18 protein-coding genes are annotated in these 22,453 nt (G+C 71.1%); 12 read left to right on the forward strand and 6 right to left on the reverse strand.

The genetic code is table 11. The annotated features are described in order from the left end of the window. The first annotated feature begins 103 nt into the window (after nt 1–103). The 3 genes from lexA to AC2YHT_RS09735 all read left to right on the forward strand — a co-directional run bounded on the left by lexA (nt 104) and on the right by AC2YHT_RS09735 (nt 2,398). Nucleotides 104–811 carry a transcriptional repressor LexA gene (gene lexA / locus AC2YHT_RS09725; protein ID WP_487289434.1) on the forward strand — a complete coding sequence of 236 codons (708 nt, stop codon included), beginning with the start codon at nt 104–106 and terminating at the stop codon, nt 809–811. A gap of 147 nt (nt 812–958) precedes the next feature. Next, nucleotides 959–1,906, forward strand: coding sequence for a bifunctional helix-turn-helix transcriptional regulator/GNAT family N-acetyltransferase (locus tag AC2YHT_RS09730; protein ID WP_487289435.1), 948 nt, complete (start codon nt 959–961; stop codon nt 1,904–1,906). 96 nt (nt 1,907–2,002) lie between these two features. Next, nucleotides 2,003–2,398 (forward strand): TonB family protein, encoded by a 396-nt coding sequence (locus tag AC2YHT_RS09735; protein WP_487289437.1) that lies wholly within the window; start codon nt 2,003–2,005, stop codon nt 2,396–2,398. Here AC2YHT_RS09735 and AC2YHT_RS09740 read toward each other — a convergent pair whose 3' ends face one another. Both AC2YHT_RS09740 and AC2YHT_RS09745 read right to left on the reverse strand, forming a co-directional pair. After that, complete coding sequence (locus AC2YHT_RS09740) at nt 2,399–3,169, reverse strand: isocitrate lyase/PEP mutase family protein (RefSeq protein WP_487289439.1); 771 nt, start codon at nt 3,167–3,169, stop codon at nt 2,399–2,401. It abuts the gene before it with no gap. A 50-nt stretch (nt 3,170–3,219) separates the two neighbouring features. Further along, nucleotides 3,220–5,280 (reverse strand): ComEC/Rec2 family competence protein, encoded by a 2,061-nt coding sequence (locus AC2YHT_RS09745; RefSeq protein WP_487289440.1) that lies wholly within the window; start codon nt 5,278–5,280, stop codon nt 3,220–3,222. Nucleotides 5,281–5,458: 178 nt separating this feature from the next. On the opposite strand from AC2YHT_RS09745, the gene gltX reads away from it, so the two are divergent. The 9 genes from gltX to AC2YHT_RS09790 all read left to right on the forward strand — a co-directional run bounded on the left by gltX (nt 5,459) and on the right by AC2YHT_RS09790 (nt 15,774). Next, nucleotides 5,459–6,880 carry a glutamate--tRNA ligase gene (gene gltX, locus AC2YHT_RS09750; RefSeq protein WP_487289441.1) on the forward strand — a complete coding sequence of 474 codons (1,422 nt, stop codon included), beginning with the start codon at nt 5,459–5,461 and terminating at the stop codon, nt 6,878–6,880. 67 nt (nt 6,881–6,947) lie between these two features. Beyond that, nucleotides 6,948–8,228: a citrate synthase gene (gene gltA / locus AC2YHT_RS09755; protein WP_487289442.1), complete on the forward strand. Its 1,281-nt coding sequence runs from the start codon at nt 6,948–6,950 to the stop codon at nt 8,226–8,228. Nucleotides 8,229–8,370: 142 nt separating this feature from the next. Beyond that, nucleotides 8,371–9,375: a 3-oxoacyl-[acyl-carrier-protein] synthase III C-terminal domain-containing protein gene (locus tag AC2YHT_RS09760; RefSeq protein WP_487289443.1), complete on the forward strand. Its 1,005-nt coding sequence runs from the start codon at nt 8,371–8,373 to the stop codon at nt 9,373–9,375. Continuing rightward, on the forward strand, nt 9,375–10,376 hold the full coding sequence (locus AC2YHT_RS09765; protein WP_487289445.1) for an NAD-dependent epimerase/dehydratase family protein: 1,002 nt from the start codon (nt 9,375–9,377) through the stop codon (nt 10,374–10,376). The genes AC2YHT_RS09760 and AC2YHT_RS09765 overlap by 1 nt, the downstream gene beginning before the upstream one ends. Then, nucleotides 10,373–11,218 carry an MBL fold metallo-hydrolase gene (locus AC2YHT_RS09770; protein ID WP_487289446.1) on the forward strand — a complete coding sequence of 282 codons (846 nt, stop codon included), beginning with the start codon at nt 10,373–10,375 and terminating at the stop codon, nt 11,216–11,218. The genes AC2YHT_RS09765 and AC2YHT_RS09770 overlap by 4 nt, the downstream gene beginning before the upstream one ends. Beyond that, entirely contained in the window at nt 11,215–12,474 is a 1,260-nt protein-coding gene (locus AC2YHT_RS09775) for a cell division protein FtsA (RefSeq protein ID WP_487289447.1), read from the forward strand. Before AC2YHT_RS09770 ends, AC2YHT_RS09775 begins: the two co-directional genes overlap by 4 nt. Next, the gene (locus AC2YHT_RS09780) at nt 12,462–13,637 is read left to right on the forward strand and encodes an ATP-grasp domain-containing protein (protein ID WP_487289448.1); all 1,176 of its coding nucleotides are present in this window, start codon (nt 12,462–12,464) and stop codon (nt 13,635–13,637) included. Before AC2YHT_RS09775 ends, AC2YHT_RS09780 begins: the two co-directional genes overlap by 13 nt. Beyond that, the gene (locus tag AC2YHT_RS09785; protein WP_487289450.1) at nt 13,634–14,761 is read left to right on the forward strand and encodes a hypothetical protein; all 1,128 of its coding nucleotides are present in this window, start codon (nt 13,634–13,636) and stop codon (nt 14,759–14,761) included. Before AC2YHT_RS09780 ends, AC2YHT_RS09785 begins: the two co-directional genes overlap by 4 nt. After that, nucleotides 14,758–15,774 (forward strand): Rieske 2Fe-2S domain-containing protein, encoded by a 1,017-nt coding sequence (locus tag AC2YHT_RS09790; protein WP_487289451.1) that lies wholly within the window; start codon nt 14,758–14,760, stop codon nt 15,772–15,774. The genes AC2YHT_RS09785 and AC2YHT_RS09790 overlap by 4 nt, the downstream gene beginning before the upstream one ends. 17 nt (nt 15,775–15,791) lie before the next feature. Here the strand turns inward: AC2YHT_RS09790 and AC2YHT_RS09795 are convergent, their stop codons facing one another. From AC2YHT_RS09795 to AC2YHT_RS09810, 4 genes are all read right to left on the reverse strand, one after another. Beyond that, nucleotides 15,792–17,414 carry an alkaline phosphatase D family protein gene (locus tag AC2YHT_RS09795; protein WP_487289452.1) on the reverse strand — a complete coding sequence of 541 codons (1,623 nt, stop codon included), beginning with the start codon at nt 17,412–17,414 and terminating at the stop codon, nt 15,792–15,794. Between the two features lie 40 nt (nt 17,415–17,454). Beyond that, nucleotides 17,455–20,682: an outer membrane beta-barrel protein gene (locus AC2YHT_RS09800; protein ID WP_487289453.1), complete on the reverse strand. Its 3,228-nt coding sequence runs from the start codon at nt 20,680–20,682 to the stop codon at nt 17,455–17,457. Between the two features lie 105 nt (nt 20,683–20,787). Then, on the reverse strand, nt 20,788–21,762 hold the full coding sequence (locus AC2YHT_RS09805; protein ID WP_487289454.1) for a FecR family protein: 975 nt from the start codon (nt 21,760–21,762) through the stop codon (nt 20,788–20,790). Next, complete coding sequence (locus AC2YHT_RS09810) at nt 21,731–22,333, reverse strand: RNA polymerase sigma factor (RefSeq protein ID WP_487289455.1); 603 nt, start codon at nt 22,331–22,333, stop codon at nt 21,731–21,733. Before AC2YHT_RS09810 ends, AC2YHT_RS09805 begins: the two co-directional genes overlap by 32 nt. Nucleotides 22,334–22,453 lie beyond the last annotated feature (120 nt).

A 22,453-nucleotide genomic window follows, 5' to 3' on the forward strand; every position in this document is an offset into this window, starting at 1 on the left:
TGGCAGAACGCCGGTCGCCGTAATTCACTTGACCTTAACCAAGAACACCTAGAGAACATTCGCAAGGTTTGCGGTTTGTTCCGCGACGACTTGCGAGGCCGTCATGCTCACCCGCAAGCAGCACGAGCTGCTGATGTTCATCCACGAACGGATCAAGGAGACCGGCGTCTCCCCCTCCTTCGACGAGATGAAGGAGGCCCTGGACCTTGCGTCGAAGTCGGGCATCCACCGGCTGATCACCGCCCTGGAAGAGCGCGGCTTCATCCGCCGCCTGGCCCACCGGGCCCGGGCGCTGGAGGTGGTGAAGCTGCCGCAGCAGGCAACCACGGCCGCCCCGCCCAAGGGCCGCGGCGCGTTCCGGCCGCAGGTGCTGGAAGGCGGCGGCCCCGCCCCTTCGGCCCCCGCCCCCTCCCTGCCGATCGCCAATGACAGCCGCGAGCTGCCGATCCTGGGCCGCATCGCCGCCGGCACGCCGATCGACGCCATCCAGCACGAGCGCGACCGCCTGCCGGTGCCCGAGAGCATGCTGGGCGGCGGCGAGCACTACGTCCTCGAGGTGCAGGGCGACTCGATGATCGAGGCCGGCATCCTCGACGGCGACTATGTGATCATCCGGAAGGGCGACACGGCCAACAGCGGCGAGATCGTCGTCGCCCTGGTCGGCGAGGAAGCCACCCTCAAGCGCCTGCGCAAGAAGGGCGGCTCGATCGCCCTGGAAGCGGCCAACCCGAAGTACGAGACCCGCATCTTCGGCCCCGACCAAGTTGAGGTGCAGGGCAAGCTGGTGGGCCTGATCCGCCGCTATCACTGACGGCTTGGGCCGGCACGACGGTTCGAGGGCGCGATCGCAAGGTCGCGCTCTTTTCCGTTTAGCGGGCGCGGCGATGGCCGCCCGACCGGCCAGTGTTGACTCAGTCAACAAAACTCCAATATTGACGCAATCAACATTGGAGGCCGCATGACCGATCAGCACGACATCGACGTCGCCACCCTGCGGGCCTTCAACCGCGTCTACACCAGCCGCCTGGGCCTGCTGGACGCCAGCTATGACGGCAGCCCGTTCACGCTGAGCGAGGCGCGGGTTCTCTACGAGCTGGCCAACCGGACCGACCCGATGGCCGCCGACATCGCCCGCGCCCTGCGCCTGGATCCCGCCCAGGTCAGCCGTACGATCAAGCGCTTTTCCGAACGGGGCCTGGTCACGGCGCGCGAGAACCCGGCCCACGGCCGCCACCAGCTGCTGAGCCTGACCGATGAAGGCCGCGCGACCTTCGCCGCCCTGGAGGCCAACACCCGCGCCAGCGTCGGCGCCCTGATCGAGGGGCTGCATCCGCTGCAGCGGGCGCGCCTGCTCGAGGCTGCCGGCGCCATCAACGAGGTGTTCGAGAGCGGCGCGCCCGAGGTCGTGCTGCGGGCCTTGCGGCCCGGCGACCTGGGCCTGGTCGCCTCGCGCCAGGCGGTGCTCTATGCCAGCGAACACGGCTGGAACGGCGACTACGAGGCCCTGGTGGCCGGCATCCTGGCCGACTTCCACCACAAGTTCGATCCCGCCCGGGACGACGCGTGGATCGCGGAGGCCGGCGGCCGGATGGTCGGCTCGATCTTCCTGGTGCGCGGCGATGCGCCCGGCGTGGCCAAGCTGCGTCTGCTCTATGTGGAGGCGCAGGCCCGCGGACTGGGCGTCGGCCGGCGGCTGGTCGAGACCTGCGTCGAACGCGCCCGGGCGCTGGGCTATGCGCGGCTGGACCTCTGGACCGTCAGCGTCCTGACCGCCGCGCGCCGGCTCTACGAGCAGGCCGGCTTCACCCTGACCCACGAGGCGCCCGGCCGCCAGTTCGGCCACGACCTGGTCGACCAGATCTGGTCGCTGGACCTCGCCGGCCAGCCCGCCGAACCGCACCGATGACGGCGCAGGAGCGCGAACCTGGCAGGTCCGCGCCCTTGAACTTCGCCCCCAAAGCGTCCTAGCCAAGATCGACAACCAGAGGGGATGCCAGAGGGGATGATCGCGTTGATCGCAGTGATGCTGGCCTTGGCGTTGCAAGCGCCGGCGGCCGAAAATTCGGCGGCCGAGCCGCCGCTGACGCTGGCGGACATCGGGTTCCACGCCTCCAGCCCGCTCGGCGGCTTCTATCCCGATCGCGCCATGCGGGTCGGAAGGACTGGAGACGTCCAGGCGCGTTGCACGATCGCCGGCAAGGGCGTGTTGACGAACTGCACCGTGCTGAACGTGACGCCGTCAAACAGCCCCGAATTTGGTCTGGCCGCCCTCAAGCTGCTGGCCAGGCACGACGTGGACGCCGTCACGCGGGACGGACGGCCGACCGCCGGCCGCGATCTGCTGATCACGCTCGAATACCGCATCCGTCGCGGCGCTCCGGACATCACTGTCCGCTGATCAGCGATCCAGACCGGCCAGCGCCTTGACCGCCGCGTCGAAGCCGGCCCAGGCCGCCGCGGCCAGGGCCGCGCCGGTGCTGGCGCGGCGCACGCCCAGGCCCGGCAGGTCGGCGAGCTTCATGTCCGGTCCCCACAGCAGCACGTTGACCGGCTTTGGCGCCACGGCCGCGACGATGGCGGCGATGTCGTCGTACTTCGTCACGCCCGGCGCATAGAGGCAGTCGGCGCCGGCCTGCGCATAGGCGACCAGGCGCTCGATGGTCGGGGCGAGGTCGTCGCGGCCGATCAGGAAGCCTTCGGTGCGGCCGACCAGGATCACGTCCTGGCCGGAGGCGTCGATGGCGGCGCGGGCGGCGGCGATGCGGGCGACGGCGTCAGGCAGGTCGTAGAGATCCTTGCCGGTGCGGTCCTCGATCGAGAGGCCGGAGACGCCGGTCTCGACGGCGCGGGCGACATTGGCGGCGACGCCTTCGGGGCTGTCGGCGAAACCGGCCTCGAAGTCGGCGTTGACCGGCAGGTCGGTTGCGGCGACCAGCGCGCGCAGGTGCTCGAGCACCTCATCGACCGTGACCTCGCCGTCGGCGCGGCCCCAGGACCAGGCCATGCCGGCGCTGGTCGAGGCCAGGGCCTTGAAGCCCAGCTTCTGCAGCCGGACCGCGCCGCCGGCGTCCCACGGATTGGGCAGCACGAAGAAGCCGTCGGCGTGCAGGGCGCGGAAAGCGGCTCGCCTTCCAGCGAACTTGGCGGCGAACAGCGAGGCGTCGGTCATCGGGTCTTCCTTCAGTACGGGGCGCGAGTCCTTACGGCTGCCGGCCGCGACTATCCGCCCGGTTCTTGCGCATTCCTGTCAGCAGTCGCCACCCAGGGTCGCGCGCCGCGCAGGGGCTGGGCCCAGACGATCCACCAGCCGTCGCGGCGACGCCAGAGCTCGGCCGAACCGCCGGCCGCGAAATCCTCGCCCGCCAGCACGACGGCGTCGTGACAAGTCGCCGGCAGGACGGCAGGACGGGGTCCGCGCACCACCACCACCTGGGCGCCGGCGCAAAGGCGCTGCAAGCCCGCGAAATCGGGCGCGCGGCGGGTCCAGGACAGGCCGACGGCGACCGGGGCCGACGCGAGCGGCGCGCAGGAGACGCGGTCGCAGGCGAAGTCCTTGCCGGCGATGGGCGTCAGACCCCGGCGGCGGGCCCAGAGATCGGCGCCGAAGCGGCGGGCGTCCGGGCGCAGCAGCACCGCCTCCCCGCCCCGGCGCGCGGCGGCCGTGGCGCCGTCTGCCGAAATCCACAGGTCGGGCGGCGCCGGGCGCGGCCAAAGGGCGACAGCCAGGGCCAGCGGTGCGCCCAGCCAGCGCAACCGGCCCTTCCACAGGCACAGCAGCATGATCCCCAGGAACGACAGGGCCAGGGTGAACGGCGGGCCGCTCGCCACGACCTGCTGGGCGCCGTGCGCGCCGGCGAACCAGCGGGCGATGGCGGTCATGGCGTCGATGCCCCAGCCGGCCACGGCCAGGAACGGCGCGCCCAGTCCCAGCGGCTCCAGCACGGCGCCGACCGCCAGGAACGGCATGATCACGAAGGACGACAGCGGCGACACGGCCAGATTGGCCGGCAGCCCCCAGACGGCGACGCGGTTGAAGTGCTGCATGGCGAACGGGCCGGTGGCCATGCCCGCCACGAAGCTGGCGCCGACGCTGATGGCGAGCCAGCCCATGGCGGCCTGGGTGAAGCGGATCGGCCAGGGCACGGAGATCTCGCGCGGCTGGCGCGGCCAGGCCTCGGCGAGGGCCACAAGGGCGGCGGTGGCGGCGAACGACATCTGGAAGCCGGGCGCGCCGGCCGACTCGGGCTGGGCGACCAGGATGATCAGGGCCGCCAGGGCCAGGCCGTGCAGGCTGACGGCCTGGCGGTCGGCCAGGATCGCCAGGAAGGCCACGGCCGCCGTGATCGCCGCGCGCAGCGCCGGCGGCGGCGCGCCGGAGATGATCAGGTAAGCCCCGACGGCCGCGAGACCGGCGACGGCCGCGATCTTCTTACCCGACACCCGCAGGGCCACCCACGGCCAGGCGGCGATCAGCAGCCGCACGGCCGCGAACACGAAACCGCCGACGATGGCCATGTGCAGGCCGGATATGGAGAGGATGTGCGCCAGGCCCGAGGCGCGCATGGCCTCGGTCTGCTCGGGCGTCACCCAGGCCTCGTGGCCGGTGACCATGGCCGCGGCGATGCCGCCGCTGTCGGACCCCAGCCGCTCGACGATGCGGGAGGCCAGATCCCAGCGCACGGCGTTGATGGCCATGGAAAGGCGCAGCCGCCAGGGCGGCGGGTCGAGCGCGGTCTCCTCGATCTGGCCGACCACGAAGCCGACGCCGCCCACGCCGTTGAACCAGGCGTCGCGGGCGAAGTCGTAGGCCCCGGGCGCGGCTGGCGGCGGCGGGGCCGACAGCATGGCCTTCAGGCGCAGGGCCGAACCGGGCGGCGGCGCGACCTCGCCTTCGGCCAGGCTGACGCGGATTCGGGTGGGCGTCGCCTCCGGCGACAGCCGTGAGATCGACACCGGCGCGACCAGCAGGCGCGGTCCGGCCGCGCCGGGCGAGACCACGTCGACGACGAAGCCGTCGATGACCCGCACGCTCCGCTCGACCGGCATGACCGGCGCGGCGACCCGGTCACAGCGGACCTTGCCGGCCAAGGCGCCCGAAGCCGCGAAGACGGCCAGGGTCAGGGGAATCGCCAGGCCGCTCCAGCGCGGCCAGCCGCGGCTCCAGACCGCGAGCACGGCCAAGGCGAGCGCGACCAGGGCCAGCAGCGACCACGAAGGCTCGACCTTCAGCTCCAGATAGCCGGCCGCGCCCAGGCCGAAGGCGACCGGCGCCCACAGCATCCAGCGGCCCGCGTTGAGCCTTGCCTCATCGATCGCCTGTGAAGCGAGCGCTGCGGGACTAGGACACCTTCGAACGGCCGTGCTAAGACGCGCCGCCCAGCGGCCGGCGCCTGCGTCGCGCGCAGCCGCCGAGCCTCCCGCCGCCCCCGCGGCCTCCAGACCGTCAGCTTCGAAGCCTATGTCCAGTTCCTCCCCCGCCCCCAGCGGCGTCGTCACCCGCTTCGCCCCGTCGCCGACCGGCTTCCTGCATATCGGCGGCGCCCGAACGGCGCTGTTCAACTGGTTATATGCACGCCATACGGGTGGGAAGTTCCTTATTCGCGTCGAGGACACCGACCGCGAGCGTTCGACCGAAGCGGCCGTGGCCGCGATCTTCGAAGGCCTCGACTGGCTGGGCATGAAGTCCGACGAGGAAGTCGTCTTCCAGTACAGCCGCGCCGACCGCCATCGGGCCGTCGTCGAGGAGATGCTGGCGGCCGGCCGCGCCTATCGCTGCTGGATGACCGTCGAGGAGCTGGCCGCCGCGCGCGAACTGGCCCGAGCCGGCGGGCCGGCCCTGCGCTCGCCCTGGCGCGACGCCCCGCCGCCCAACGATCCCACCCTGCCGCACGTCATCCGCTTCAAGGGTCCGACCGAGGGCACGACCCTGGTCGACGATCAGGTCAAGGGTCCGGTGACCTTCAACAACGCCGACCTGGACGACCTGGTCCTGCTGCGCGCTGACGGCGCACCGACCTACAACCTCGCCGTCGTGGTCGACGACCACGACATGGGCGTCACCCACGTGATCCGCGGCGACGACCACCTGAACAACGCCGCCCGCCAGACCCTGATCTATCAGGCCAATGGCTGGACCGTGCCGGCCTTCGGCCACATCCCGCTGATTCACGGCCCCGACGGCGCCAAGCTCAGCAAGCGCCATGGCGCGCAAGCCGTCGGCGAGTTCGCCGACATGGGCTACATCCCCGAGGGCATGCGCAATTACCTGGCGCGCCTGGGCTGGGGCCACGGCGACGACGAGGTGTTCAACGACGAGCAGGCGATCAGCTGGTTCGACGTCAAGGACGTGGTCAAGGCCCCTGCCCGCCTGGACTGGGCCAAGCTGAACTTCATCAACGGCCAGCACCTGCGCCAGGCCGACGACGCCCGCCTGACCGCCCTGACGCTGAAGGCCCTGACCGCCGCCGGGACGGACCTGCCGGCCGACGCGGAAGCCCGCATCGCCGGCGCCGTTCCGCAGGTCAAGGAAGGCGCCAAGACCATCCTGGAGTTGGGCGAACACGTGGCGTTCGCGCTCAAGGTGCGCCCGCTGGCCCTCGAAGAAAAAACCGCCAAGCAGCTTTCCGAGGAAACGGTCGCGCGCCTCGCACGACTTCGTGACCAGTTGGCCGCCGCCTCGGCCTGGGGCGTTTCGGAGCTGGAGACGCTGTTGAAATCGTTCGCGGAATCGGAGGCTGTCGGCTTCGGCAAGTTCGGCCCGCCGCTGCGCGGAATCCTCACCGGCGGGGCCCAGGCGCCTGACCTGAACAAGATCATGACCGCCCTTGGTCGTGACGAGTCGCTGGGGCGTCTTGACGACGCGCTGGCGTCGCGCGCATGAGGCGCTATAACGCAGCCGCGAAATACAAAACTGGACTGATCGTTCCATTATTGAAAGGGTCTCTCGCATGACCGACAAAGCCACGCTGACGATCGGCGATAAGAGCTACGACCTGCCGATCCTCAAGGGCAGCACGGGTCCGGACGTTCTGGACATCCGCAAGGTCTATGGCGAAAGCGACCACTTCACCTTCGATCCGGGCTTCACCTCGACCGCGTCGTGCGAGAGCAAGATCACCTATATCGACGGCGACGCCGGCGTTTTGCTGCACCGCGGCTATCCGATCGACCAGCTGGCCGAGAAGTCGTCGTTCCTCGAAGTCTGCCACCTGCTGCTGAACGGCGAACTGCCGACGGCCGCCGAACTGGCCAAGTTCGAGAACAACATCACCTACCACACGATGCTGCACGCGCAGTTCGACCGGTTCTTCGAAGGCTTCCGTCGCGACGCCCACCCGATGGCCGTCATGACCGGCGCCGTGGGCGCCCTGTCGGCCTTCTACGCCGACAGCATGAACGTCGACGACGCCCGCGAGCGTGAGATCAGCGCTCATCGCCTGATCGCCAAGATGCCGACGATCGCCGCCCGCGCCTACAAGTACACGATCGGCCAGCCGTTCGTGTCGCCGCGCAACGACCTGTCGTACTCGGAAAACTTCCTGCGCATGTGCTTCTCGGTCCCGGCCGAGGACTGGAAGCCGAACCCGGTCCTGACCCGCGCCATGGACCGCATCTTCATCCTGCACGCCGACCACGAGCAGAACGCCTCGACCTCGACCGTCCGTCTGGCCGGTTCGTCGGGCGCTCACCCGTTCGCCTGCATCGCCGCCGGCATCGCCTGCCTGTGGGGCCCGTCGCACGGCGGCGCCAACCAGGAAGCCCTGGAGATGCTCGAGCAGATCGGCACGGTCGACAAGATCCCCGAGTTCATCGAGGGCGTGAAGGCGCGCAAGCACAAGCTGATGGGCTTCGGCCACCGCGTGTACAAGAACTTCGACCCGCGCGCAAAGGTCATGCAGAAGACCTGCCACGAGGTCCTCGGCCAGCTGGGCATCAACGACCCGCTGCTCGAAGTGGCCATGGAGCTGGAAAAGATCGCGCTCAGCGATCCGTTCTTCATCGAGCGCAAGCTGTACCCGAACATCGACTTCTATTCGGGCATCACCCTGCGCGCGATGGGCTTCCCGACCAACATGTTCACCGTGCTGTTCGCCCTGGCCCGCACCGTCGGCTGGATCAGCCAGTGGAAGGAAATGTTCGAGGATCCGACCCGCAAGATCGGTCGTCCGCGTCAGCTCTACACGGGCTCGACTCAGCGCGACTACATCGACGTCGAGAACCGCGGCTAAGCGCTTCTTCCGGCTTCGGAATTACGGAAAGGCCTCGCGAAAGCGAGGCCTTTTTGTTTGCGCGCCTGCATTGCGCCGCGTTGCGGACGCGAGTGCATGCGACTAAGCGTTGATTGTTGTAGCGCTTTGGAAGGGTCGCGTAATGTCTGGTTTCACGCCGCTGCGGCTGTGCGGCCTGGGCGTCTACGAACCCCGACTGGCCCTGGCCTCCGACGAGCTGGACGCCCGCTACGGGCGTGAGGCCGGCTTCACCCAATCCCAGTTCGGCCTCACCTCGCGCCGCTTCGCCTCGCCCGACGAGACCGCCTCGATGATGGGGGCTGCGGCGGCGCGCGACGCCCTGGCCGCCGCCGGCTGGGCCGATGGCGAGTTCGACGTGCTGATCGGGGCCGGCGGGGTGATGGAGCAGCCGATCCCCGGCACCTCGATCCTGGTGCAGCAGGCCCTGGGCCTGGGCCGCTCGGGCATCAGCGCCTTCGACGTCAACCAGAGCTGCCTGTCGTTCCTGGCGGCGCTGGACGTGGCGGCCATGGGGTTCGCCACCAGGCGCTGGCGCCGGGCCCTGGTGGTCTCCAGCGACATCGCCTCGGCGGGGCTGGACTGGCGCCAGCCGACGGCCAGCGCGATCTTCGGCGACGGCGCCGCGGCGGCCTGCCTGGAGGCCGGCGACGACGCGAACGGTCCGGCCCTGCTGGCCCGCCGGTTCGAGAGCTATGGCGAGGGCCGGGACCTGGCCACCCTGAAGGCCGGCGGCTCGCGCGTGCGGCTGGAGGACGGGCTGGAGGCCTTCGAGGACGCCGCCAAGTTCCACATGGACCCGTTCGGCATCTTCAAGGCCGCCGCCAAGCGGCTGCCGCCGGTGATCGACAAGGTGCTGGAGGACGCCGGCCTCGACCGTGAAGGCGTCGACCTGATCGTGCCGCACCAGGCCAGCCGGCCGGGCCTGGATCACCTGCGCAAGCTGGTCGGCGGGGATCCGGCCCGGGTGGTCGACGTGTTCGGCGAGCACGGCAACCAGATCGCCGCCTCCATTCCCACCGCCCTGCACAGCGCCTGGCGCGACGGGCGGCTGACGCCGGGCTCGAGCGTGCTGCTGGTCGGCACGGCCGCCGGCATCAGCATCGGCGCGATGGTCCTGCGGGTCTGATGCGCCTGGCGCTCGTCACCGGCGCCACGGGCGGCCTGGGCCTGGCCCTGACCGCCGCCCTGCTGGCGGAGGGCTACGCCGTGCGGGCGACGGGGCGCGACGCCGGCGCTGTCGCCCGCCTGCGCGCCATGGGCGTCGAGACGATCGAGGCCGACCTGGTCGCCGATCCGGGTCGCGCCGCCGAGCTTTGCCGGGACATCGACGTGGTCTTCCACGCGGCGGCCCTGTCCAGCCCCTGGGGACCGGACGAGGCCTTCGAACGGGCCAATGTGGGCATGACCCGCGACCTGCTGGCCGCCGCCCGCGCCGCCGGCTGCGAGGGGCTGGTCTTCGTCTCCTCGCCGTCGATCTACACCGAGCCGCGCGACCGGCTGAACCTGACCGAGGCCGACGCCCCGGCCGCGCGGCCGATGAACGCCTATGCCCGCACCAAGCTGGCGGCCGAGCGGCTGGTGCTCGCGGCCAACGGGCCGGACTTCTTCACGGTTTCGGTGCGGCCGCGCGCCCTGGTGGGGCCGGACGACAAGGTGCTGCTGCCGCGCCTGCTGGCGCTGGTCGCTCGGGGCCGCGCGCCGCTGCCGCGCGGCGGGCTGGCGCTGGTCGAGCTGACCGACGTGCGCGACGCGGCCCAGGCGCTGGTGCTGGCCGACCAGCGGCGCGCGGCGATCGGCGGACGGGCGTTCAACGTCTCGGGCGGAACGGCAGTCAGCGTGCGGGATTTCGCCCTCGACCTGGCGGCGGCGACCGGACGATCGCTGAGGCTGGTGTCCGCGCCCTGGCCGCTGCTTTACGCCGGCGCGACCCTGGCCGAGGGCGTCGCGGCCATTCTGCCCGGCCGGCCCGAGCCGCCGATCACCCGCTACGGCGCGGCGACCCTGGCCTTCTCCCAGACCTTCGACCTGACCGCCGCCCGGCGTGACCTCGGCTGGGCGCCCCGCCACGACGCCCACGCCGCCGCCCTTGAACTGGCCCGCCGCTGGGCCGAAGGATCGCGGGCATGACCGCCGTGCGCTGCGAGATCCACCTGCTGAAGGCCGGCGCCTGCGTGCATCCGGAGGCCGCGGCCCTGCGCGGCGGCAGCCTGTGCCCCGTCGACTTCCCGGCCCTGACCGCCCTGATCCTGCACCCGACGGCGGGGCCGCTGCTGTGGGACACCGGCTACGACCCGGCCTTCTTTCGCGCCACCCGCCGCTGGCCCGAAAAGCTCTATGCGCTGGCCACGCCCGTGACCCTTGGCGAGGACGAACCGGTCGCCCGTCAGATCGGGCGCTTCGGCCTGACGCCGGACGACATCCAGGGCGTCATCGTCTCGCACTTCCACGGCGACCACATCGCGGGCCTGCCGGCTTTTCCGAAGGCGAAGATCCTCTGCGCCCGCGCGGGGCTGGAGCAGATCCAGGGCCTGGGCCGGTTCGCCGGCGTGCGGCGGGGACTGCTGGCCGGGCTGCTGCCGGCCGATGTCCAGGCGCGGGCGGTGTTCTTCGAGGACCGGCCGCGTTGCGCCCTGCCCGCCGAGCTCGCGCCGTTCGAGACCGGCGCCGACCTGCTGGGCGACGGCAGCCTGATCGCCGTCGAACTGCCCGGCCATTGCCCCGGCCACTGGGGGCTGGCGGCGCGGGGGAGCGATGATCGGCTGTGGTTCTTCGTCGGCGACGCGGCCTGGTCGCTGAAGGCGATCCGCGAGAACCGGCCGCCCCCGGCCTTCACGACCGCCCTGCTGGGCCGCACCGACCGCTATCGCGCGACCCTGAGCGACCTGCACGCCCTGCACGCGCGGGCGCCCGAAGTGGTGCTGACCCCGTCGCACTGCCGGGAGGCGGCGGCGACCGCGGAGGCCCCTTGAGCCTGGCCCGCGCCGGTCGGATCGCCGCCGCCTATCTGGACGCGCGGCTGGCCGAGCGGTCGTTGCGCGACCGGGTGGCGCTTGAGCGGCGGCAGGCCCGGCTGTGGCGGCGGCTCACCCCGGCCCTGGCCCGCACGCCCGCGCTGACGTCCCTGGCCGGGCGGCCGCTGGAAGACTTTCCGGTGCGCGAGCCGGCGGAACTACGCGGCGACCTTTCGGCCTGGAACAGCCTGAGGCTCGACACAGCCTCGATCCTTGCGGCGGCGCAGGCGGCGGAGGATGGGGGCGAGATCGCCCTGCCCGGCGGAGCGCAAGCCGGGTTCTCGACCGGCAGCGAGGGCGCGCGTGGGGTGTTCCTGACCACTCCGGCCGAGCGTGACCACTACATCGGGACCCTGCTGGGCAAGCTGATCGCGCCGACACGGCTGCTGGCCCCGATCCGCGCCGCCCTGATCCTGCGGGCCAACAACAGCCTCTACGAGGATATCGGCGGCGCCGGCGCGGCCTTCGCCTTCATCGGTCTGGACGAGAGCCCGCAGGCCCAGGCCGCCGCCCTGCGGGCCTTCGCGCCGACGCATCTGGTGGCCCCGCCGCACGTGCTGGCTGGACTGGCGTGGCTGAGCGAGACGGGAGGCTGGGTCGATCGGCTGGAGGGCCTCTATTACGGGGCCGAGCCGATGGGCGAGCGCGAGGGCGAGGTCCTGGCCAGAGCCTTCGGCCGCCGGCCCGCGCCGCTCTATCAGGCCACCGAGGGCTTTCTCGGCGCGCCGTGCCGCCTGGGGACCCTGCACCTCAACGAGGAGAACCTGATCGTCGAGCGCGATCCCCTGCCGGGCGGGACGCGCTTTCGGCCGATCGTCACCGACCTGCGCCGCACGGCCCAGCCGATGGTGCGGGTGCGGCTGGACGACCTGATCGAGCCGGCCCCGCCCTGCCCCTGCGGCTCGCCGCGGCTGGCGATCCGGCCGGTGGAGGGCCGCGTCGGCGACGTCTGGCGGTCGGGCCAAACGATGATCTTTCCGCGCGAGGTCGAAGCGGCGCTGGAGGCCGCTCTGCCGCCGCTGGCGCCGTGGCGGGCGGAGGCTTCGACGGGCGGGGTTCGGGCGCTGGTCGAAGAGGCCGCGCACGTCGCGCCGGCCCGCGCGGCGATCGAGGCGCTGCTGGCGACGCATGGCGTGGACTGGCCCGTGGCGGCGGAAATCTCGGCCGAGGTCGAGACGCGGCCCAAGCGGCGGCGCGTGCGGTGGCGGGCGTGAGCGGCGCGCCGCTGGTCCTGATCACCGGCGCGCGAGCGCCGGCGGCGCTGGACCTGGCCCGCGCGTTCCGGGCGGCTGGTGCCCGCGTGCGCATGGCCGATTGCAGCCCATCACGGGCCGCGCGGCTGTCGAAGGCGCCCGAGGCGGTGCACGCCTACGCCTCGCCGGTGACGCGGCCCGAGGCCTTCGCCCACGACGTCGAGGACCTGATCGACACGCTGACGCCGACCCTGGTCGTGCCGACCTGCGAGGAGGTGTTCCATCTGGCGGCGCTGGCCGAGCGGCGGCCGACCCTGGCGGCGACGCTGTTCGCGCCGTCGTTCGCGGTGCTGCGAAGGCTGCATTCCAAGCGGCTGTTCGCGGAGGCCTGCGTCTCCGAAGACTTGCCGGTTCCACAGACCTGGAGCCTGACCAGCCCGGCCGATCTGGCCGGCCTGCCGCCGGCGAGCGAGCTGGTGTTCAAGCCGGAATATTCCCGCTTCGGCGTCCATGCCATGATCCGGCCAACGGCCGAGCAGGTCGCGGCCCTGCCGATCTCGCCCGAGCGGCCGTGGGTGGCGCAGACCTGCTTGGTCGGGACCGAGGTGTCGTTCTACGCCGTGGCGCGGAAGGGGCGGCTGACGGCGTTCAGCACCTACGGCTCGGCCTGGCGCGACCGGGGCGGCGCCAGCTATGCGTTCGTCGCGCCGCCGGCCGAGACGGTGACGGTGCTGCGGGACCTCGCCGCCCGGCTGGCCGAGCGGATCGTGGGTGACGGACAGTTCGCCTGCGACGTCATCCTCGACGCCGAGGGACGGCCGTGGCTGCTGGAGTGCAATCCGCGGGCGACCAGCGGCGTGCACCTGTTCCAGCGAAGCGCCGCGTTCGGCCAGGCCTTCCTGGCGGACGGGCCGCTCGTCGAGCCGAGCGATCCGCCGCCGCTGCATGTCGCGCCGGCCCTGTGGCTGCTGGGTTTGCCGGCAGCGCTGCGGGAACGACGTCTGACCGAATGGAACGCCCTGCGGCGCGACGGTCGCGACGTGCTGACCGCGCCGGGCGACCGGGCGCCGCTGCTGGGCGCTCTGGCCGACAGCGCGGCCTTCGGCCTGAAGGCGCTGGCGACCGGCCGCACGCTGGCCGCCGCCATGACGGCCGACATCGAGTGGAACGGAGACCCGGCGTGAGCGCGGTGCGGGTCGCGACCGTGGACGATCCGGCGTTGGATTGGGGCGATCCGGCGGTCGGCGTCTATGCCCGCGCCCTGGCGGCTCTTGGGCCGGCCGGCGCGCTGGAGAACGCTCGGTTCGACCTGGCGGCGCTGCAGTTGCGCGACCGGGCGCTGACGCTGGTCGTCCCGCAAGGGCGGCAGGCCTGCTGGCTGACCGCGCCGAGCGTCACCTACGGCCAGACGCTGCGCGAGGAGGTCGACCGCGAACTGAAGGGCGGCGAGGCCTTGGCGGCCAAGGCCGCGTCATGGCTGGCCGAGGGCCTGCTGCGGGTCACCCGGGCCGACGACGCGGTCTATGTGAACCACCTGCTGTTCTCGACCAGCCTGCACGGCGGCTGGGACGGCGCGGAACTGGGCGAGGCGCTGGCGGCGCTGCGGACGGCCTATCCCGACCGGACGATCGTCTGGCGCAGCCTGAACGCCGTCGATCACGCCGGCCTGCTGGCGCGGATGCAGGCGGCCGGCGGGCGGCCGCTGCTGAGCCGGCTGATCTGGCGCCTGCCCGATCCGGAGCGGCAATGGGCGCCGCGCCGCGACGTCCGGCGTGACCTGGCTCTGACGGCGGCCGGCGGGTTCACGGTCGAGACCGACGCCAGGCCGACGCCGGAGGAGATCGAGCGGCTGCTGGCGCTCTATACCGGCGTCTATATCGCCAAGTATTCCGGCGCCAATCCACGCTACACGGCGGCGGCGCTGGCGACCGCCATCACGTCCGGGGTGCTGCGCCTGTCGCTGGTGCGCGCGACGTCGGGCCAGATCGTCGCCTTCGCCGCCGACCAGACCTGCGGCGGCGAACTGGCCACGCCGATGCTGGGCCACGACCGGACGCGGCCCGAGGTCGAGGGCCTGTTCCGGATCGCCATGGCGCTGTCGGTCCAGCACGCCGTCGAGCAAGGCCTGGCGGTCAACGGTTCGGCCGGCGCGGCGGCCTTCAAGCGCCACCGGGGCGCGACGCCGGCGCTGGAGCACCAGATGGTGTTCGACGAGCACCTTCCCCCCTGGCGGCGGGCGGGCTACGCCTTGCTGGCCAAGGCCCTCGACGCCCTGACCCCGACCCTGGAAAGGATCGCCGCCGGATGACGCCCTTCCCCGCCGGCCTGACCCGAACCTGGCTGCCCGTCTGTCTGTCCCGCGAGCTGACGGCAAAGCCCCTGGCGCGCCAGCTGGCCGGCGTGCCGCTGGTGCTGTTCCGCGACGCCCTGGGCGCGGCCGCGGCGCTGGAGGATCGCTGCCCGCACCGCAACTATCCGCTGTCGGACGGCAAGGTAGTCGATGGCGCGATCCGCTGCCCCTATCACGGGTGGCGGTTCGACGGTTCGGGCGGCTGCGTCGAGATCCCCGGGACCAGCGAGGCGGTGAATGCCGACCGCCTGAGCGCGCGGCGGATCGAGCTGGTCGAGCGGCACGGGGCGGTGTTCGTGCGGCTGGAGCCGGATCCGGAGCAACCGGACCTCGTGCTGCCGCCGCTGCTGGGCGACCCCGACCACGATCATTTCTGGTGGAGCCAGCCGCCGTGGAAGGCCCGCGCCCTCGACGCGCTGGAGAACATCCTCGACCCGTTCCACACCAACTTCGTCCACGACGGCCTGATCCGGGTCAGCGGCAAGCGGCAGGCCGTGCGCCAGACGGTGATCCAGCACACCGACGGCGTGGAGGTGGTCTACGAGCAGGACGAGCCCGACCGAGGCTGGATGTCGCGGCTGCTGGAGGGCGATCGCCAGCGCAGCGTCGGCCGCTACTATCCGCCGGTGACGTTCCAGGGACGCTGGGAGAAGAAGGACAGCCTGACCCTGTGCGCCACGGCCTTCTTCGTGCCCGAGACGCAGGACCGCTTCCGGGGCTTCGGCTGCTGGACGACGCCGAAGGGCCGCGCGCCGGCCTGGCTGAAGCGGCAGGCGATCATGGCCTTCGTGCGCCCGGTCGCGGTCCAGGACCGCCGCGCGCTGGAGCGGCAGTACGCGACCATCGCCGCCTTCGGAGGCCCTCGGTTCAAGTCCGGGCCCACCGACCGCGTGACCACGCCCCTGACGCGCCTCTACCAGGGCGAGGCGCTGGAGCCGTCGGTGGACGGCCCCAACACCATCTGGCTCTGAGGATCAGGCCGCCAAGATCAGGCCGCCAGGATCCGCCGGCCGCGCTCGACCGACATGCGGTGCGAGCCCGCCACCTCCGCATCGCGGGTCTTGATGGTCTTCATGAACAGCCATTCGCCGGTCACGCGACGGGGCGTGACCTCGATCATCATGTAGCCGCGGCGGCTGGTGTCGGCCCACTTCATCTCCGGATTGGCGGCCATGAAGCCCCGCGCCACCACGGCCGGATCGGCGCCCATGTCGCCCTCCAGGCCGTTCGAGGTGACGCTGTGGCCGGCGAACTCCACGCCGGCGGGACGGCCGTCCTCGACCAGGGAGAAGGCCCAGGCGTTGTGGCTGTCGCCGGCCAGCATGACGAGGTCGGCGTCGGCGGCCTGGGCCGCCTTCAAGAGCCGCGCGCGAGCCTCGGGATAACCGTCCCAGCGGTCCATCCACATCGGCAGGCCCTGTCTGGCGGCGCGGATGTTGTTGCGGTAGCCGGCGACCTTGCGCTCGCTGGTGTCCGGCTTCAGCCAGTCGACGGCGTCGGCGGGCATGATGGTGCGGCCGATGATCGTGCCCATGCCGACCAACTGCCAGGCCGTGGTCCTGGCGTTGGCCTTGAAGGCGTGAGCCAGCCAGCTTTCCTGGGTCGTGCCCAGCATGGTGGCGGAGGGATCGCGCCAGGGCCCGTCGCGGAACGACTTCAGGGCCGCGTCGGGATCGGTCGCCTTGAAGGTCGCGCCGATGTCGGCCGGCTGGGTGCGGGCCAGCAGGCGCGATTCCGTGCGGTAGAGGGTGGCCAGGGCGCCGATCGGATAGGCCTTCCACGGCTCGTCCGAGACCGGCATCCACTCGCGATAGACCTGCATGGCCGCGGCCCGGCGCAGGTTCCAGTCGCCTTCCGCCGGCTGGTGGTTCTGGGCCCCGCCCTCCCAGCTGTCGTTGGACGACTCGTGATCGTCCCAGAGGGCGACCATCGGGGCCATCTGGTGCAGGCGCTGAAGGTCGGGATCGGCGCGGTAGCTGGCGTAGCGCAGGCGATAGTCGGCGATGGCCAGGATCTCGTTGGCCGGCAGCGGCACGCGGTCGGGCTCGAAACCCTCGCGCAGCACGCCGGGGCCCTCGTAGATGTAGTCGCCGACGTGCAGCCACAGATCGAGATCCGTCCGCGCCGCGGCGTGGCCATAGGCGTTGAAGTAGCCGTACGGCAGGTTCGAGCAGGAGAAGACCGCCAGGTTGAAGCGCGAGACCTGCCCCTCCGGCAGGGTCTTGGTGCGGCCGACCGGCGAGCGCGTCCCGTCCGGCGCCACGAAGCGGTACCAGTAGACGGTTCCAGGCTCGAGGCCGTCGACCGTGACCTTGGCGGTCCAGTCGCGATAGGCGCCGGTGCGGACCACGGCGCCCGAGACGATGCGGGCGAAGCCCTGGTCGCGCGCCACCTCGACCTGCAGGCGCACGACGTCGGCGGCGGCATCGGGAACGTAGCGCGTCCACAGCAGCATGGAGTCGGCCGCGGGCTCGCCGCTGGCGACGTTGTGGGTGAAGCCGGTCGCGCCGGCGAGACCGGCGGCCAGGGCCGCGCCCGCGGGCAGCAGCAAGGCGCCGAGACCCAGACCCGCGCCGAGCACGAGGCTGCGGCGATCGATGTTCAGAACCATGTCCGGTCCTCCGAAGAACGTGATGACTTGAGGCGGCGGATCAGAAGGAGCCCTTGACCCCGATGTTCCACATCGAGCCGTAGATGCTGTACTGCTGCACGCGGCTGGGAATGTTCGAATAGACGACGTCGGGCGCATTGAAGATGTTGCGGCCGGCCAGCATCACCTCGAACTGCTTGTTGATCTTGTAGCTGGCGCTGATGTTCCAGAGCTCGCGCGGCGCGTGGTAGAGAATGCCGTTGGCGGCTGTGGTCGGGGTGTTGCTGAGCGCGCTGGTCCGGTACTTCGACTGCGAGTTACCGGTCAGCTGGAAGTCGAACGGCCCGTAGCTGTAGCGCAGGCCCCAGTTGGCCGAGACCTTGGGCATGTTCACCCGCTCGCCGTCGGGATCGACGCGGGTGACCGAACCGCGCAGGCCAAAGCCCCGCAGCATGCCCGGCAGGAAGGTCAGCTGCTGGTCATATTCGAGGGTCAGGCCCTTGTTGGTGCTGGTCCCCGGCAGGTTCTGGGCGCTGCGGAAGGTGTAGCCGACATAGTCGCCGGCGCTGTAGCCGACGTCCTCGGGATCGACCGTCATGCCGGTGACCTGCATGTCCTGGATGTCGAGCTGGTAGACCGACACGCCGACGACGCCGGACGGTTCGAGGAAGTACTGCAGGCCCGCATAGTACTTCGTCGAGTGCTCGGGCTTGAGCAGCGGGTTGGGCACGGTGACGATCAGGTTGTTGTCGTCGACGGCCACCACGCCGCCGAGGTTGGCGTAGTCCGGACGCAGGATCGACTGGCTGAAGGCCAGCTGGCCCACCAGCCGCTTGGTGAACTCGTACTTGGCCCCGCCGCTGAGGAACCAGTCGTCGTACTCGCCGTGGCGGGTGGTGTAGACGCCGTTGTGGTACTGGTAGAGCAGGCCCGCGACCGTGCTGGTCGACAGACCGGCGGCGGTGACTTCCTTGGCCGGACGGATGTCGGCGATGCGCGCGGTGGTCTCGGTCTTCTCATAGCGCAGGCCCAGATCGAACTTGGCGCGGCCGTAGCGCGGCTGGACCTCGAAATAGGCCGAGGTGATGTCCTCCTGGATGCGCTTGTTGTTGTCGAGCCGGCGCTTGAGGTTCCCCACCGTGTCGGCGACGAAGTACTCGGGGTGGGCCTGGTAGATGTCGTAGACGCCGTAGTTGCTGTCGGCGCGCCAGCCCTGGGCGTTCATGTTCCCGGCGTCGAAGCCGAGGATCTTGAACTGGTAACCCTGGGTCCAGGGGATGACCGCCTCGGGCGACTTCTGGGTCAGGTCGCCGGTCGGGCCGACATACTGGAACTGCTGGTAGGAGCCCTCGTTGGTGCGCCAGTCGTTGCTGCGACCGCCGAAGCCGGCCAGCAGCGTGACCGGAACGACGCCGACCTCGAGCCGCTTCTTCACGTCGAAATAGGCGCCGTACATGTTGTTCTTGGCGTCGGACTCGGCGGTGCGGATGTTGTTGCCAATGTCGTCGTCGCGGTTGAAGCTGGTCGGGTCGCTCCAGGAGCGGCCCGCGGTCTGCTTCAGCGTCCAGACGTTGGAGTCCTCCGAGGCGCGGTCCAGCGTGAAGCCGATCCGCGTCAGATAGCTGTCGGTGCGCTGGAAGAAGCCCTTGCTGTTGTCGCGAAAATTGAACTCCGAGGCGGCGTAGCTGCCGCGCAGCACGGCCTCCCAGGTGTCGCCGCGATATTCCAGCTTGGGCGCGACCAGCCACGACGGCGTGCCGGCGTAGCGGTGCGAATACTGGGTGTGCAGCCGGGTGTTGGTCCCGTTCGGATTGACGACGATGTGGGTCGGCGTGGAGTCCGCGGAGGTCTGCGACGTCGTCGAGGTTCCGAAGATAAGGTAGGTGTACTGGTTGAAATACTCGACGTCATAGAACGAGTAGTTGCTGCGCAGGCTGAAGGCCAGCTTATCGGTGATCTTGTAGTCGACGCTGAGATTGGCGGCCTGGCGGTGGGTCAGTTTCGGGCCCGGGCGCCACATCACCTGGTAGGGCATGACCCGGCCGTTGGCGAGATAGGACCAGTCGGTCTGGATGCGGTCCTGCTGGACGTAGTTGGCGTTGTAGCTGGCGTTGAACGCGATCCCCAGGCGGCCATCCAGAAACACGTCGCCATAGCCGATCTGGGCCGAGGGGAAGATGCGGGCGTGCTTCTCGTCGTCGGGGAAATAGATCCGCGTGGTTCCGGAGTCGGACGTGCCGACGCCGCCGACCTGGAAGCGCAGCAGGCGGCCGTTGCGCTGGAAGGCGTACTTGGAGCGCAGGTTGATGGCGCCGCCGGGGGAGTCGGCGTCCATGCTGGCGGTCAGGGTGTTGTTGAGCTCGATCGAGTCGACGCCGGTGATCGACATCTGCTCGAAGGAGTTCTGCCGGCCGGCGTTGTTGTTGGAGGTGGCCGTGGCCATCCGCGCGCCGTCGGTCGTGAAGGTCGAGTACTTGGGATCAAGGCCCCCGATGCGCACGGCGGAGGCGTCCACCTCGGTGTAGTCGAGCGACAGGCCCGGCATGTTCTTCATGAACTCGCCCACGTCGCCCATGGTCAGGGCGCCGAAATTGTCGGCGGCGACGACGTTCTTGGCGTTGGTCGAGGCCCGGCGCTCCATGATGGCGCTGGCGACGCCGTCGCGCTTGGCGGTGATCGTGATCGCCTCGACCTCGTCGCCGGCCGCGGCGTAGGCCGCGAGCTCGAAGTTCAGGGCCGAGATCTGGCCGGGCGCGACACTGACCGCCGCGCGGGCCTCCTGCAGGCCCGCGTATTTCACCACGACGGTGAGATCGCCGGCCGGAACGCCGACCAGGCGAAAGTCGCCGCCGGCTTCGGTGTAGGCCACGATCGGCGTGCCCACGACGCGGACCTCGGCGTTGCGTACGAACTCGCCGGTCACGGTGTTGAGCACGCGGCCGCGCACCACGCCGGCGCCGGCCGAGGGACGCGCCCCGCCCTGCCCTTCGGCGCGCAGGGTGATGATCTGGCCGTCGTCGGAGTCGATGCGCAGCGGCGTACCGGCGATCAGGCGGGCCAGGGCGGTGCGGACATCCATCCTGCCCTTCACGGCCGGGGTGCGGACGCCTTCCAGGCCGCGAGCCGGAGCGATGATCTGCACCTGGCCCTGGCGGGCGAGCTCGGGGATGGCGCGCACCGCCGGCTGGGCCGGAATATCGAACACGCGCTCCTGCGCCTGGGCGGGCATGGCGATCGACAGCGCGCAGACGGCGGCGCCGCAGGTCAGGACGGAGTGAAGAGAACGCATCGGCTGGTAGCCCCCAATCGTCGCTCGGCTCGCGACGTTCGCCGTTGAGAGCCGCCGGCCCGGGGGCTTCCGCTATCGTTCACAAAACTTTCGCGGAATGAGCCGTCAGGAGGCCGGGGCGCGGGTGAGGACGACGCCGCGACACTCGACCTCGATCCGGGCGTCGAACACACGGGCCACCGCGCGGGAGAAACCGACCGGGTCGTTGGCGGCGAAGAGGCCGGTCACCGGCTCGCGGGCCAGGACGGGATCGCGCACCTCGATCGTCGTGTCGCTGTAGCGGGCGAAAGCCGCCGCGGCCTCGGCGAGGGGCTCGCCCTCGAAGGCCAGCTTGCCGTCGCGCCAGGCAAGCTCGCGCGTCACCGTCTCGGGCGCCAGGCGCTGAGGCCGCCCGGCGGCGGGGCCGGAAAGGGCCATGCGGCTGTTGGCGGCCAGGGCCAGGCCCGATCCGCCCGCGACGTCCACCCGGCCCTGGTTGACCAGCACCTCGACCGGCGCGCGGTCGAGCCTGCGCACCCTGAAGCCGGCCTGGGACGTCGTCAGCCGGCAGCCGTCGACCTCGACCACGAAGGGGCGGTCGTCGTCGCGCGCCACCGAGAAATAGGCCTCGCCCTCCAGCAGGGCCACGCGCCGCTCGCCCCGGTCGTAGCGGATGCGGATGCGGCTGTCGGTGTTGAGCAGCACGCTGGAGCCGTCCTCCAGAGGCGTCAGGCGGATCTCGCCCCGGCGGGTGCGGACCACGGTTCCGGCGGTCGCCACGCCGACGCCCAGGGCCCCCAGCGCCGCCGCGGCGGTCGCGCCTCCGGCCCACAGCAGGACCTGACGACGGGACCGGCCCGGCGGCGGAGCCGCGATCGCCTCGAACGCGACGGGGTCGAAGCGCTCGCCCAGGGCCTGGGCGGACTCGCTCATCATCGACAGCGCCCGGGCGCGCAGCAGCGCGCCCTTGGCCCGCGGATCCCCGCCCAGCCAGGCTTGCAGACCCGCCTCTTCCTCCGCAGTCAGCGGACCGCGGTCCAGTCGCGCCGTCCATTGCGACGCCGCCTGGTCAATGTCGCGACTGGTGTCTCGTTTCGCCATCTCGCGGGGCAATCTCCGGTTCCGCGTACTTAGAGGTTTGGGCCCGCCTGTTTCCGCCACGACCGAACCAATCAATCAAGAACAGGACGCCCCGGGAAATGTGGGTTTCGACCGTATTCTCCGAAATGCGCATCCGCGCCGCGATCTCGCGTTGCGGAAGCCCCCTCACCCGCCTGAGCACGAAGGCCTCGCGGGTCTTGAGCGGCATGGCCGCTATGGCCCGGGCCAGCTGGCGAAGCTCGTCCCGATCGATGGTCCGCTGCTCGGGCGAAGCGTCGTCGTCGGGGTGATCGAGCCGCTCCAGATCGTCGACGGCGTGGATGGAAACGATGCGGGCCCGGCGGACATGCCGCATGATCACCGAGCGCGCCACCTGGAAGAGATAGGCCTTGGGGTGACGGATGCCCTCCACCGTCTCGAGCTCGGCCAGGATGGTGTAGGCCTCCTGGATCACGTCTTCCGGGTCCATGCCGGACGGGGCGGCGCGCGACAGCCAGCCCCTGAGCGCCGGCTCGTGGGGCAGGATGGTCCGCAGGAACCACCGTGTTCTTTCCCTGTCGGCGTCGCTCATCCGCTGACTGGCCTGATCCGCTCGCTGGAGGTTGGACGGCGCGACCGGTTCGAAGACCGGCCGACGCCTCGGTTGGCCGGCATGCCTAGACCGATTTCATGACAGTCCCGCTGCGGTGAC

The sequence above is a fragment of the Caulobacter sp. SRI_008 genome, assembly GCF_057586355.1.